This is a genomic window from Massilia atriviolacea (genome assembly GCF_003953935.1).
GTDB classification, from domain to species: Bacteria; Pseudomonadota; Gammaproteobacteria; order Burkholderiales; family Burkholderiaceae_D; genus Telluria_A; species Telluria_A atriviolacea.
The window spans coordinates 51,879-64,149 of record NZ_RXLQ01000004.1 but is presented as its reverse complement, the minus strand read 5'-3'; the positions used below and the strand labels follow the sequence as shown (position 1 = coordinate 64,149).

13 protein-coding genes and 1 pseudogene are annotated in these 12,271 nt (G+C 59.0%); 4 read left to right on the top strand and 10 right to left on the bottom strand.

From position 1 onward, the window contains the following. Positions 1-510 precede the first annotated feature (510 nt). The 4 genes from EJB06_RS08265 to EJB06_RS08255 all read left to right on the top strand — a co-directional run bounded on the left by EJB06_RS08265 (position 511) and on the right by EJB06_RS08255 (position 3,054). Positions 511-795: a hypothetical protein gene (locus tag EJB06_RS08265; protein WP_198420786.1), complete on the top strand. Its 285-nt coding sequence runs from the start codon at positions 511-513 to the stop codon at positions 793-795. A gap of 112 nt (positions 796-907) precedes the next feature. Then, the gene (locus EJB06_RS31795) at positions 908-1,066 is read left to right on the top strand and encodes a hypothetical protein (RefSeq protein WP_164557864.1); all 159 of its coding nucleotides are present in this window, start codon (positions 908-910) and stop codon (positions 1,064-1,066) included. A 75-nt stretch (positions 1,067-1,141) separates the two neighbouring features. Further along, on the top strand, positions 1,142-2,299 hold the full coding sequence (locus EJB06_RS08260; protein ID WP_126073551.1) for a hypothetical protein: 1,158 nt from the start codon (positions 1,142-1,144) through the stop codon (positions 2,297-2,299). Positions 2,300-2,448: 149 nt separating this feature from the next. Next, positions 2,449-3,054: a Vps62-related protein gene (locus tag EJB06_RS08255; protein ID WP_126073550.1), complete on the top strand. Its 606-nt coding sequence runs from the start codon at positions 2,449-2,451 to the stop codon at positions 3,052-3,054. 224 nt (positions 3,055-3,278) lie between these two features. Here the strand turns inward: EJB06_RS08255 and tnpC are convergent. The 10 genes and pseudogenes from tnpC to EJB06_RS08205 all read right to left on the bottom strand — a co-directional run. Further along, positions 3,279-4,394: pseudogene (tnpC, locus tag EJB06_RS08250) on the bottom strand (IS66 family transposase); the annotation flags it as partial. Between the two features lie 472 nt (positions 4,395-4,866). After that, complete coding sequence (locus EJB06_RS08245; protein ID WP_126073549.1) at positions 4,867-5,289, bottom strand: F0F1 ATP synthase subunit epsilon; 423 nt, start codon at positions 5,287-5,289, stop codon at positions 4,867-4,869. A 56-nt stretch (positions 5,290-5,345) separates the two neighbouring features. Continuing rightward, positions 5,346-6,746, bottom strand: coding sequence for a F0F1 ATP synthase subunit beta (gene atpD / locus EJB06_RS08240; RefSeq protein WP_099873371.1), 1,401 nt, complete (start codon positions 6,744-6,746; stop codon positions 5,346-5,348). A 32-nt stretch (positions 6,747-6,778) separates the two neighbouring features. Then, positions 6,779-7,657: a F0F1 ATP synthase subunit gamma gene (atpG, locus tag EJB06_RS08235; protein WP_126073548.1), complete on the bottom strand. Its 879-nt coding sequence runs from the start codon at positions 7,655-7,657 to the stop codon at positions 6,779-6,781. Positions 7,658-7,787: 130 nt separating this feature from the next. Continuing rightward, a complete protein-coding gene (gene atpA / locus EJB06_RS08230; RefSeq protein WP_126073547.1) occupies positions 7,788-9,329 on the bottom strand; it encodes a F0F1 ATP synthase subunit alpha in 1,542 nt (513 codons plus the stop codon). 66 nt (positions 9,330-9,395) lie between these two features. Next, positions 9,396-9,929 carry a F0F1 ATP synthase subunit delta gene (locus EJB06_RS08225; protein ID WP_126073546.1) on the bottom strand — a complete coding sequence of 178 codons (534 nt, stop codon included), beginning with the start codon at positions 9,927-9,929 and terminating at the stop codon, positions 9,396-9,398. Positions 9,930-9,931: 2 nt separating this feature from the next. Continuing rightward, positions 9,932-10,402: a F0F1 ATP synthase subunit B gene (locus EJB06_RS08220; RefSeq protein WP_126073545.1), complete on the bottom strand. Its 471-nt coding sequence runs from the start codon at positions 10,400-10,402 to the stop codon at positions 9,932-9,934. A 79-nt stretch (positions 10,403-10,481) separates the two neighbouring features. Then, positions 10,482-10,727: a F0F1 ATP synthase subunit C gene (gene atpE / locus EJB06_RS08215; protein WP_038494309.1), complete on the bottom strand. Its 246-nt coding sequence runs from the start codon at positions 10,725-10,727 to the stop codon at positions 10,482-10,484. A 94-nt stretch (positions 10,728-10,821) separates the two neighbouring features. Beyond that, positions 10,822-11,661 (bottom strand): F0F1 ATP synthase subunit A, encoded by an 840-nt coding sequence (atpB, locus tag EJB06_RS08210; protein ID WP_126073544.1) that lies wholly within the window; start codon positions 11,659-11,661, stop codon positions 10,822-10,824. Position 11,662: 1 nt separating this feature from the next. After that, positions 11,663-12,001, bottom strand: a complete 339-nt coding sequence (locus EJB06_RS08205) for an ATP synthase subunit I (RefSeq protein WP_126073543.1) — start codon at positions 11,999-12,001, stop codon at positions 11,663-11,665. Between the last annotated feature and the right edge of the window lie 270 nt (positions 12,002-12,271).

The following is a 12,271-nucleotide window of genomic DNA, read 5'->3' as shown; positions in this document are numbered from 1 at the left end:
GGGGGCTGAGCAAGGTGTGCAGCGTAAGCGTCTTCCCACTGACGTCTTTAGCGCCTGATCCGTCAGCGCCATGATTGAAGGCGGGGTACACATTCAATTGTGCCCACAACTTCGATTATGGACACAAAAATTCAAGCACTCACCACACCTCGCAAGCGCGGTCCCTACAGACAGCACAGCGCGGAATTCAAGCGCTTGTTGCGCAACCACCGGCGCAACCGCGTTGCCGTGTAGCTGTCGAGCGCGCGATATGCACGGCCAACATTGAAGTAGTTCGTCCAGCCTTGTCGCGAAATCGAAGTGCATGAAGGCCTGCCGCGACGCACAAGTGCACATAGTGCGGCAAGGGGTTGTCGCGTCGGCCGAGTCTGAAAAAGAAGGGCGCGTTCTGGTGGTCCTGCAGCGACTACCCAGCCTGCAAGCAGGCCTACAACGATGTGAAGGGCAAACCCGACTGCAGCAAACCGAAGACCGCCGCAGCAATGTGAATCATTTTTCGAGGAAGACGTCATGACCGAACGTGAGACCACCATCATTGCCTTCCAGACCGAAGGCGACAGGAACAAGACGCTACTTGAGCGGATTGCCCCCGCCGCTGCAGGTACAGGCGCCAGCACCATCGTCGACAAGCTGCAGGATGCGCTCAGGCCAGGCTATCGGGTCGAGTTCGACCCGGCCGAGGCCTACCTTGCCGGCGCTTCCGACGAAGACGCGTTGAGCGAGGCCGATGCATTGGCCAGCGCGCACGACTCTTTGTTTGCGCGCAACCGCGCACAGGCACCGATGCCGGCCTGATTGCGCCAACCCTGTTGAAGAAATAGCGTGTGGTCTTATCCACCGCGTAGCGCCAGGCCTGGTTCCCACATGGTGCAAGCGGACGCGAGCCCGCAAAGTCGATGACGACGCAATGCAAAAAGTTGCCCCCATGGAAAGCGAGAAAAAACCGTTTCACGAAACCGTCTCGGAAAAGCTGATCGCCCAGCTCAAGCAAGGCACCGCCCATCGCAACACCCTCCAGGTGTTACGTGAAGATACTTACGAGGCCGTCCACGAAGCTTTACGCTGACCTCAAGGTAGTCGAATTCCAGGGCGCCGCCAACACGTCGGTCGCGCTTGATTGAATCCACCAGCGAGGATTTCCATGAACCAAATTAACGTCGATCATTTAACGCCGAACCTCAACGCCGCCGCGTCTGGAAATGTCGTCCTGCCGGTAATACCGGCCAATCTCCAGATGGACGATGTTCAGGCGGCGTTCCTGGCGATGCCTGAACAAGGGAGCCGTCAATATTACGCCTGTCCCACCCCGCCCACCGACCCCGCCGGCCTCCTCGAATCGCATTTCAAGGGCGTGGCCAGCTTCGCGGACAAACTGATTTTTACCCACACGAACCTGGATCCTTGCTGGGACCCCAGTGCTCCCGGCGCAGACGGCAAATACCTGATCGGAGACATCGTCGGTTCGGGCGGCCAGGGCGAGATCGACGAGGTCGGCGATACAGCGCCCTCCGGTTGGCCTCACCCCTGCGCTGCGCAGGCCTGTGGCAGTTTCATGGCCATGGGCATTCAGAAATCGGCGAGCGGCAGCGGTTCGGACGCCTCCGAAATCCAGGTCTACGATCTACGCGATTGCCTGCTTGGTCAACCCATCACCGTGCTAGGAACGATAGAACGACCCGAAGACGGCATCAACGGAGTCGGCATGACCAAGGAGGCCGGTCCCGACGGCAAATACCTGATTGCAGGCGTCAACGGGAGGGTACTGACGGTGTATCGATCCACGACATCGACGCTTGTGCCATGGGGTGCGACCAAGTTTGTCCAGGTGCTCAAGGTGTGCGACTTTCCGGAGTCGGGCGCCGGCCTTGCGCTCATTACACAGACGCACGGCGGCGTGTTCCTGGTGTCGCTCAACGCCGATGACGACGGGGCTAATTCCCGCATTGGCCTGTTCAAACTGGACCTGGATGCCACGCCTCCCGCCTGCATACCCTTGCTGAAGAAGGAGATGAACATTCCGGGGATGAGTGATTCGCTGACGATCCTGGAAGCTTATCTGGATGCACAGCCCTTGTGGGGTCCGGTGCTGGGTGGCCTTCTGAAACTGGGCAGCAATTTGCTCAACAGCTCGTTTCGGTGGGGTAAAGGCTTGTCGATCACCTCCGCCGCCAGCATGGAAATCTACGCGACCGACCGTAATGTCGTGCCACTGTCGCACCTTCCCGATAGCGGCTCGAAGAAGGATTTTTCCGTCGTGGTATGGGCAAGTTCGCCCACGCCGCCACGCCGCGGGAAATAGCCAGCGGCGCCTGCGGTGGCGCGCAGGCGGCGTTTGCCTGAAGGCTGAAAAGGGCCCGTTGCTGGAAGCGCCATGGCCCGGCGCACGCCGCACAATGTCATACCTTTCTGCAGAGTGTCTGCAATCAACCAACCTCGAAGGAGTTTAAAATGAGCAACGCAACTCAAACCGTCAGCATGATCAACCTGGCCTATTACAGTGGATCCCAGGACGGCTGGAACACCGGAGGGATACCAGGCGGTGCAAATGGATCGTTTGTAAATCCGGACGGCAATTTGCCGTATGGTTTCCTGCAGTTCGGCTCCATGCCCATCACCGACGCAATACCTGCATCCTTGTTCCTGGTGGCCGCCGTTGACGGCGTCAATGTCGTCCCCTCGTCCGGATGGTCCAAGGTATGGGATACCACAGGCTTGACGGGCGGAGAAAACGGCTACCTGTATGTTCCCACGGCGCCGCCAGGATATGTCGCACTGGGTGCAACATTCACAAATACCGGGACGCCTGCCTTTCACGTAGCGTGTGTCCTGGAACAATTTGTGGTGCCAAGCACTGCGGTTGAAATCTGGAGCACCGCGGACATGGCCGGTGGGGCCGATCTCACGCTGGGCATCGCAGTGTTGGATCCAAACAACTATCCACCGACTCCAGGCAGCACGACAATGATTCCTATCCCGACGGGCACTTTCTTCAAGTTCAATAATGGAACTGCCAATCCTGCTGCGAACATGCTTCAGCAGTGTGTTGTGCAGTAGTGAGAACGAGCTTGGGACCATGCTGTGAGAGCGGCTGCCGGCTGTACTAATGGCTGTAGCACGTGCATAACGGTCACGCCGCAATCGTCCCCATCTTGGTACTAGGCTGGGACGTGTATCAATGGCTCGACTCAGGTCCAAAGTAAGCGTCTGCCCAGCGCCGTCTTGAGCCGGCTGTCGAATTGATTGATGATAGCGTCACACCGCTGGGAAGCGGCGTGTTTTTAGGCAGGTGCCAGCTGCCCGGCGCAATGCCAGGGCAGAAACTCGTCAACACGGTTGACGGGATGATCGGCGATGTGGGCTAGCACATGGCGCAACCAGGCTTCGGGGTCGACACCGTTGAGCTTGGCCGTCCCGATCAGCGAGTAGATGGCGGCAGCGCGTTCGCCGCCCGTGTCGGCGCCGGCAAACAGATAGTTACGGCGACCGATGGCAACCCCGCGCAGAGCGCGTTCTGCGGCGGAGTTGTCGATCTCGATCAGGCCGTCATCGCAATAGCGCGCCAGCGCCGGCCACAGATTGAGGGCGTACAGGATCGCCGCCGACGTATCGGACTTGCGTGAGAGTTTTTCAAGCATGCCTCGCAACCATCGCTCCAGATCGTCGATCAGCGGTTTGGCCTCGGCTTGTCGTGCCTGGCGTCGCTCGTTCGGGGGCTTGCCGCGGATCTTCGCTTCGATCGCGTACAGCTCACCGATGCGGCGCAAGGCTTCGCTCGTCAGTGCAGAGGGTCTGGCTTCATGCAAGTCGTAGAATTTGCGGCGCGCATGCGCCCAGCAGGCTGCCTCCTGGATCGTGCCGTCCTCGTAAAGCGCGTCAGAGCCTGCGTAGGCATCGGCCTGGAGCACGCTTTTATAGTTGGCAAGGTGGGTTTGCGGATGGATGCCTTTGCGGTCGGGCGTATAGGCAAACCACACGGCCGGTGGCGTGGTGTCGCCGCTCGGCCTGTCGTCGCGCACGTAGGTCCACAGACGCGCCGTCTTTGTCTTCCCATTGACTGGTGCCAGCACCGGAATCGGGGTGTCGTCCGCGTGCAGCTTGGCACCGGCGAGCACATGGCGCCGGATCGCGTCGACCAAGGGGCGCAACAGCGCGCTGGCAGCACCGACCGAGCTGGCGAGCAACGCGCGATCCAGATCGACACCGTCGCGTGCATACATAACTGCCTGCCGGTACAGCGGCAGATGGTCGGCGAACTTGGCCACCAGCACGTGCGCCAGCAAGCCCGGCCCGGCGATGCCCCGCTCGATCGGCCGGATCGGCGCCGGCACGATGGCGTCGCAGCAGCTGCATGCCAGCTTTGGACGCGCATGGCGGATCACGCGCACGGCCCACCGTCAGCAGCATGACGCCCGAAGCCGGTAACGCAGGCTCGGCAGTCACGCCTGGCGAATCCAGAACCTTGACCGGCATCGGCACGGCCGGTGCCGCGTTCCCCGCACCGTGACGGTCGGCGAATTGTCTACGTCAGGCGAAGACCTGTTGGCATTGATGTTGAACTCGCGAGCCAGGCGCGACACCGACGTGCCCGCGACAAGAGATCTGGCGACGACTTCTCGCTTCAATTCCGTGCTGTGCTGTCTGTAGGGACCGCGCTTGCGAGGTGTGGTGAGTGCTTGAATTTTTGTGTCCATAATCGAAGTTGTGGGCACAATTGAATGTGTACCCCGCCTTCAATCATGGCGCTGACGGATCAGGCGGTAAAGACGTCGGTGGGAAGACGCTTACTGTGCAGCTTTGCCAGCGCGCAAATGGAAAAAGGCAGCCGAGGCTGCCTTTTTATCGCTGCGGGTCGACCCCGCGAGCTGCTTAACGCTTGTTGCGGAAGCGCTGGATTGCCTGCAATTGGGCAATCGCAGCCGCCATTTCGGCTTGCGCCTTGGCGTAATCGATCTTCGATACCTTGTTGACCATCGCTTCTTCGGCCGCTTTTTTGGCGGCCAGTGCTTTCGCTTCGTCCAGGTCGCCACCGCGAATCGCGGTGTCTGCCAGCACGGTCACGCCGTTCGGCTGCACTTCCAGGATGCCACCCGCGACGAAGACGAACTCGTCTTCCGCCTGGCCAGCCACCTTGATTCGTACCGCACCCGGCTTGATGCGCGTGATCAGCGGGGTGTGCTTGGGATAAATCCCCAGCTCGCCTGCTTCACCCGGCAACGCGACGAACTCGGCTTCGCCCGAAAAAATACTGGCTTCGGCCGATACCACGTCAACGTGAAATGTGTTTGCCATGTGTGTCCTATCGGGTTCCGGCGCCACGCTGCGTCAGCGCGGCGCCCTCGCCTGTCTTAGTTGAGCTTCTTGGCTTTTTCGATTGCTTCTTCGATCGTGCCAACCATGTAGAACGCTTGCTCAGGCAGGTGATCCAGTTCGCCCGATGCGATCATCTTGAAGCCTTTGATCGTGTCTTTCAGCGAAACGTATTTGCCTGGCGAACCGGTAAACACTTCAGCGACGTGGAATGGCTGCGACAGGAAACGCTGCATCTTACGCGCGCGCGCGACCAGCAGCTTGTCTTCCGGTGCCAGCTCGTCCATACCCAGAATCGCGATAATGTCGCGCAATTCCTTGTAGCGCTGCAGGGTGCCCTGGACAGCGCGTGCGGTGTCGTAGTGTTCCTGGCCGACGACCAGCGGGTCCAGCTGGCGCGAGGTCGAGTCGAGCGGGTCGACCGCAGGGTAGATACCCAGCGATGCGATGTCACGCGACAGGGCGACGGTCGAATCCAGGTGGGCAAAGGTGGTTGCCGGCGATGGATCGGTGTAATCGTCCGCAGGGACGTACACGGCCTGGATCGAGGTGATCGAACCGGTCTTGGTCGAGGTGATGCGCTCTTGCAGACGGCCCATCTCTTCGGCCAGGGTCGGCTGGTAACCCACTGCGGAAGGCATACGGCCCAGCAGCGCGGATACTTCGGTACCGGCCAGGGTGAAGCGGTAGATGTTGTCCACGAAGAACAGAACGTCCTTGCCTTCGTCACGGAACGATTCAGCGATCGTCAGGCCGGTCAGCGCCACGCGCAGACGGTTACCCGGCGGTTCGTTCATCTGACCGTAGACCATCGCCACTTTGGAGTTCTCCGGATTTTCCAGATCCACCACTTTGGCATCGGCCATCTCGTGGTAGAAGTCGTTACCCTCGCGAGTACGCTCACCCACGCCGGCAAACACGGACACGCCCGAGTGTGCTTTTGCGATGTTGTTAATCAGTTCCATCATGTTCACGGTCTTGCCCACACCCGCACCGCCGAACAGACCGACTTTACCGCCTTTGGCGAACGGGCAGACCAGGTCGATCACCTTGATGCCGGTTTCCAGCAGGTCTTGCGATGGCGACAGTTCGTCGTACGCAGGCGCCACGCGGTGGATCGATGCGGTTTGCTCGTGCGATACCGGACCGCACTCGTCGATCGGGTTGCCCAGCACGTCCATAATACGGCCCAGGGTCGCTTTACCGACCGGTACCATGATTGGCTTGCCGGTGTTCTGGATTGCCATGCCGCGACGCAGACCGTCGGAGGTACCCAGTGCAATGGTACGGACAATGCCGTCGCCCAGCTGCTGTTGTACTTCCAGGGTCAGTTCGGAGCCTGCCATTTTCAGTGCGTCGAAAACCTTCGGCATTGCATTGCGTGGGAACTCAACGTCCACCACAGCGCCGATACACTGAACGATTTTGCCATCAGCCATGTTCGTTCCTTCAATAGTATTTAAATTCGGGTTTAGACCGCGGCCGCGCCGGCGACGATCTCGGAGAGTTCTTTGGTAATCGCAGCCTGGCGGGTCTTGTTATAGATCAGCTTCAGATCGCCGATGACGCTGCCGGCGTTGTCGCTTGCCGCTTTCATCGCCACCATCCGCGCCGATTGCTCGGACGCGAGGTTTTCGGCCACTGCCTGATACACCAGCGCTTCCACATACCGCACCAGCAGTTCATCGATCACGGTCTGCGCTTCCGGCTCGTAGATGTAGTCCCATGCGTGACTATTCTTCTGGTCGCCTTCGAGCTTGTCGGCGGTCAGCGGCAGCAGCTGCTCGACCATCGGCACTTGCTTCATCGTGTTGATGAACTTCGTGTAGCAGATATAGACTGCGTCGAGCTCACCTTCCTCGTAGCGATCGAGCATGACCTTGATCGGCCCGATCAGCTTGTCGAGGTGAACGGTGTCGCCGATCTGGATCGCATGCGACACGACCTTCACGCCAACGCGGTTCATAAAACCCAAACCTTTGTTGCCAATGGCAACCGCTTCAATCTTGTTGCCAGCCGTTTCCAGCTCGCGAGTTTTTTGCGTCAGCATACGCAGGATGTTGGTGTTCATGCCGCCGCACAGACCTTTGTCGGTCGTCACGACGATAAAACCAACCGCCTTCGCTTTCACGTCCTTGCCTTGCGCCATGAACGGATGCGTGTATTCCGGATTCGCCGTCGCCAGATGCGAGGTGATGTCACGAATCTTGTCACTGTAAGGGCGGGCGGCCCGCATCCGGTCCTGCGCCTTGCGCATTTTGGACGCGGCGACCATTTCCATCGCCTTCGTGATCTTCTTCGTATTCTCTACGCTCTTGATCTTGCCACGTATCTCTTTGCCTACTGCCATGAGTCCTTACTCCTTTTGATTCCAGCCGTTAGCATGTTGAGGACCGACTTTCGCTACGCTCAAGTCCTTCCCACAACGTATTAATTCTTGAGGACCGACCTGCGCGACGCGCAGGTCCGTCCCACAATCGTTAATACTGGCCGGATTTCTTGAAGTCAGCAACAGCGGCGGCCAGGGCGGCTTCGCCATCCTTGTCCAGTTGCTTGGTCTCTTCGATCTTGGCCAGGAGAGCAGCTTGCTTGGTCTTCATGTAGCCGTGCAGGCCAGCTTCGAAGGCCAGTACTTTCTTCACTTCGATATCGTCGAAATAGCCTTTGTTGACCGCGAACAGGGTCACGGCCATGATCGAGATCGACATTGGCGAATACTGGGCCTGCTTGAGCAGTTCGGTGACGCGCGCGCCACGGTCGAGCTGCTTGCGGGTCGATTCGTCCAGGTCGGAAGCGAACTGCGCGAACGCAGCCAGTTCACGGTACTGCGCCAGATCGGTACGGATACCGCCGGACAGGTTTTTGATGACCTTGGTCTGAGCGGCGCCACCGACGCGCGATACCGAAATACCGGCGTTAATCGCAGGACGGATACCCGAGTTGAACAGCGAGGTGTCCAGGAAGATCTGGCCGTCGGTAATCGAAATCACGTTGGTCGGAACGAAGGCGGACACGTCGCCTGCCTGGGTTTCGATGATCGGCAGTGCGGTCAGCGAACCGGTCTTGCCCTTGACGGCGCCGCCGGTGAACTGTTCCACGTAGGTGGCGTTCACGCGTGCCGCGCGTTCCAGCAGGCGGCTGTGCAGGTAGAACACGTCGCCTGGATACGCTTCGCGGCCTGGTGGACGGCGCAGCAGCAGCGAGATCTGGCGGTAAGCGACAGCTTGCTTGGACAGGTCGTCGTAGACGATCAGTGCGTCTTCGCCGCGGTCACGGAAGTATTCGCCCATGGCGCAACCGGAGTACGCGGAGATGTACTGCATGGCAGCCGACTCGGAAGCCGATGCCGCGACGACGATGGTGTATTCCATCGCGCCGTGCGTCTCGAGCGAGCGCACGATGTTCTTGATGGTCGATGCCTTCTGGCCGATCGCGACGTAGATACACGTCATGTTCTGGCCCTTCTGGTTGATGATCGCATCGATCGCGACAGCCGATTTACCGGTCTGGCGGTCACCGATGATCAGCTCGCGCTGGCCACGGCCGATCGGCACCATCGAGTCGATCGACTTCAGGCCGGTCTGCATTGGCTGCGAGACGGACTCGCGGGCGATCACGCCCGGTGCGATTTTTTCGATGGCGGCGGTCAGCTTGGCGTTGACAGGACCCTTGCCGTCGATTGGCTGGCCCAGGGCGTTGACGACACGGCCCTTCAGTTCAGGACCGATCGGCACTTCCAGGATGCGGCCGGTGGTCTTCACGGTGTCGCCTTCCGAAATGTGCTCGTAAGCACCCAGAATCACGGCGCCGACGGAGTCGCGCTCGAGGTTCATCGCCAGGCCGAAGGTGTTGCCTGGGAATTCCAGCATCTCGCCCTGCATCACGTCCGACAGGCCATGGATACGGCAGATACCGTCGGCTACGGAGATTACCGTGCCCTGATTGCGAATATCAGCCGAACCTTCGAGGCCTTGGATCCGGCTTTTGATCAGTTCGCTGATTTCAGATGAATTAAGTTGCATGCTAACTCCTAATAGTTTCTTGATGCGTAAGGCAAGGGCGTCTGCGCCGGCGCGTTGTGCGATTGGTTACGCTGTCAGCGCAACATGCATCTGTTGCAGCTTGGCGCGTACCGAGGTATCGAGCACTTCATCACCGACGACCACGCGCACACCACCGATCAGCGAGGGATCCACTGTCACCGTTGGGTTGAGCTTGCGGCCAAATTTCTTTTCCAGCGACGCGACCAGTTGCGCAACCTGCGGCTGGGCAATCTCGAAGGCGCTGGTGATGTTGGCGTCCGCGGCACCGGCATTCGTGTTCTTGAGCACCTGGAACTGGGCGTAGATTTCCGGCAGCAGCGACACGCGGTGGTTTTCGGCCAGCATGGCAACGAAGTTGTTCACTTCCGCGGTCGCTGGCGACTTCAGCAGCGACACGATGGTCGAGGCGACATCGGCGGCGGCCACGTTCGGCGTGGCGGCGAAAGCCAGCACATCGGCGTGAGCGCCGAGCTGGGCCAGCTCGGACAACACTTCGGACCAGGCCGCCACGTCGCCTTGCTGGGCGACGCGGTACAGGGCTTCGGCGTAAGGACGGGCGACGGTTGCGAGTTCGGCCATGATTACAGCTCGACCGACAATTGCGACAGCAGGTCGGCGTGGGCCGCTGCGTTCACTTCACGCTTGAGGATCTGCTCGGCGCCTTTGACGGCGAGGGCAGCGACCTGGCCACGCAGTTCTTCGCGCGCGCGGGTAACTTGCTGCTCGGCTTCCGCCTTGGCCGACGCGATGATGCGCGCCGCTTCTTCAGCAGCTGCCTTCTTGGCGTCGTCGAGGATCATGGCGGCGCGCTTGTCGGCGTCGCTGATGCGCTTCTGACCTTCGTCACGGGCAGCGGCCAGGTCTTTCTGGACTTGCTCGTGGGCTTTCTGCATTTCTTCCTTGCCGCGGTCAGCTGCGGCCAGGCCGTTCGAGATCCTCTGGATGCGCTCGTCGAGCGCTTTCATCAGTGGGGGCCACACGAATTTCATCGTGAAACCAGCCAGGATGAAGAAGACCACGAACTGGGCAAACAGGGTTGCGTTTAAGTTCACGGTATTTTCCTTCTTACAAAAACGGATGCCGAACCCGGAAGGTTCGGCAATTCATAACCAGCGAAGTGCCGAACTTAAATTACTTCGGTACGAATGGGTTGGCGAATGCGAACAGCATTGCGATACCAACACCGATCAGGAACGCCGCATCGATCAGACCAGCCAGCAGGAACATCTTGGTTTGCAGGGTGTTCATCAGTTCAGGCTGACGAGCCGAAGCTTCGAGGTATTTGCCGCCCATGATAGCGATACCGATACAAGCGCCGATAGCGCCCAGACCGATGATCAAACCGCAAGCCAGAGCAACAAAAGAAAGGTCAGTCATGAGAGTTCCTTCAAAAAGTAAATTAAAAACTAGATTAAAAATTACAAACTTTGCCAACTACTACTATGTTTCGATTCTGTTCGAGCTATGCCGATCAGTGACCTTCATGCGCCTGGCCCAGGTACACCAGGGTCAGCATCATGAAAATGAACGCCTGCAGGAACACGATCAGGATGTGGAAAATAGCCCAGATCGAACCGGCGATGACGTGGCCGACAAAGCCGAACGTCGTCGCCATCGCACCCAACAAAGCGATCAACAGGAACAGCAGTTCGCCAGCAAACATGTTGCCGAACAGTCGCATGCCGAGCGACACGGTTTTTGCTGCGTACTCGATGATGTTCAACAGCAGGTTGAACGGCGCCATGGCGATGCCGAATGGTGCGGAAAACAGTTCGTGGATCCAGCCGCCGAAACCCTTGATCTTGATGCTGTAGTAGATCATCAGGGCGAACACGCCGAGGGCGATGCCGAGCGAGCCGTTCAGGTCGGCGGTCGGAACCACGCGGTGATACGGGAAGATGTGTTCGATGCCGAGCAGCTTGAACAGGCCGGAGAACATGTCGACCGGCAGGAAGTCCAGCGAATTCATCAGCGAAACCCAGACGAACACGGTCAGTGCCAGCGGCGCGATGAAGCTGCGGTCGCCGTGGACGATGCCCTTGGCCTGGTTGTCGACCATTTCGAAAATCATTTCGACCGCGGCCTGGAAACGGGTCGGCACGCCGGAGGTGGCTTTACGCGCCGCCATCCACATGATCAGGCAGCCGAGGATACCCATGGCCACCGACCAGAAGATGGTGTCCATATTGATAATCGAGAAATCGACCACATTATCCTGGTGCTTGGTCGAAAAGTGGCCAAGGTGGTGCTTGATGTATTCCGATGCGGTCGGCGCGTGGGCTGCGCCGGCTTCAACTGTTGAGCTCGTCATGTCAGTGCCTAAATATTAAGAATATGTAACTTTTCAGCGCCACGATGAAGCCGCCAATCATGGCGAACCAGTTCAAATCGCGGTACAGCAAGGCGGTCGCGTAAATCAGCGCCACCGTCAGAGCAATCTTTATGAGTTCCCAGATAAAAAACGATATCGGGTCGGCCCCACCGGGTTTCTTCGTATTGGCGAACAGGCGCAACGCGAACACAGCATTGGGCAAGACACAACATAATCCGCCGAACACCGCCGAAAACATCGCAGCCCATCCCCCCAGAAGCGCGGCGATAACGCCGGCAGCGACTGTGACCATCAATTGCAGGGAGACTAAGCGCAACATGTTGTATTCCTTGCGCCAGCCATATAAGTGCCGTGTTTCGGTGTCTGAATTATGTGAATCAGCGGGATTATAAGTGCTTATGCTGGCATGCGTCAAACGTTGCTGCACTGTGAATGAGCCTCATTGTGTCCAAAAACCACGCATTTTTCTGCAATCTGCACTAAACGGGGGCGAACTGCGGCTCCCTGCGAAAAGTTAACCAAAGGCAACGTCTAGCGTGATAATGGTCGCGCCAGCGGGCTTGCCGGGGCGCTTGCTGCCGGCTTGCCG

Bases quoted from the DNA above. Each gene is read 5' to 3' on its own strand.
- EJB06_RS08265 (WP_198420786.1), top strand. From the start codon at position 511: ATGACCGAACGTGAGACCACCATCATTGCCTTCCAGACCGAAGGCGAC.
- EJB06_RS31795 (WP_164557864.1), top strand. From the start codon at position 908: ATGCAAAAAGTTGCCCCCATGGAAAGCGAGAAAAAACCGTTTCACGAA.
- EJB06_RS08260 (WP_126073551.1), top strand. From the start codon at position 1,142: ATGAACCAAATTAACGTCGATCATTTAACGCCGAACCTCAACGCCGCC.
- EJB06_RS08255 (WP_126073550.1), top strand. From the start codon at position 2,449: ATGAGCAACGCAACTCAAACCGTCAGCATGATCAACCTGGCCTATTAC.
- EJB06_RS08245 (WP_126073549.1), bottom strand. From the start codon at position 5,289: ATGGCAAACACATTTCACGTTGACGTGGTATCGGCCGAAGCCAGTATT.
- atpD (WP_099873371.1), bottom strand. From the start codon at position 6,746: ATGGCTGATGGCAAAATCGTTCAGTGTATCGGCGCTGTGGTGGACGTT.
- atpG (WP_126073548.1), bottom strand. From the start codon at position 7,657: ATGGCAGTAGGCAAAGAGATACGTGGCAAGATCAAGAGCGTAGAGAAT.
- atpA (WP_126073547.1), bottom strand. From the start codon at position 9,329: ATGCAACTTAATTCATCTGAAATCAGCGAACTGATCAAAAGCCGGATC.
- EJB06_RS08225 (WP_126073546.1), bottom strand. From the start codon at position 9,929: ATGGCCGAACTCGCAACCGTCGCCCGTCCTTACGCCGAAGCCCTGTAC.
- atpE (WP_038494309.1), bottom strand. From the start codon at position 10,727: ATGACTGACCTTTCTTTTGTTGCTCTGGCTTGCGGTTTGATCATCGGT.
- atpB (WP_126073544.1), bottom strand. From the start codon at position 11,661: ATGACGAGCTCAACAGTTGAAGCCGGCGCAGCCCACGCGCCGACCGCA.
- EJB06_RS08205 (WP_126073543.1), bottom strand. From the start codon at position 12,001: ATGTTGCGCTTAGTCTCCCTGCAATTGATGGTCACAGTCGCTGCCGGC.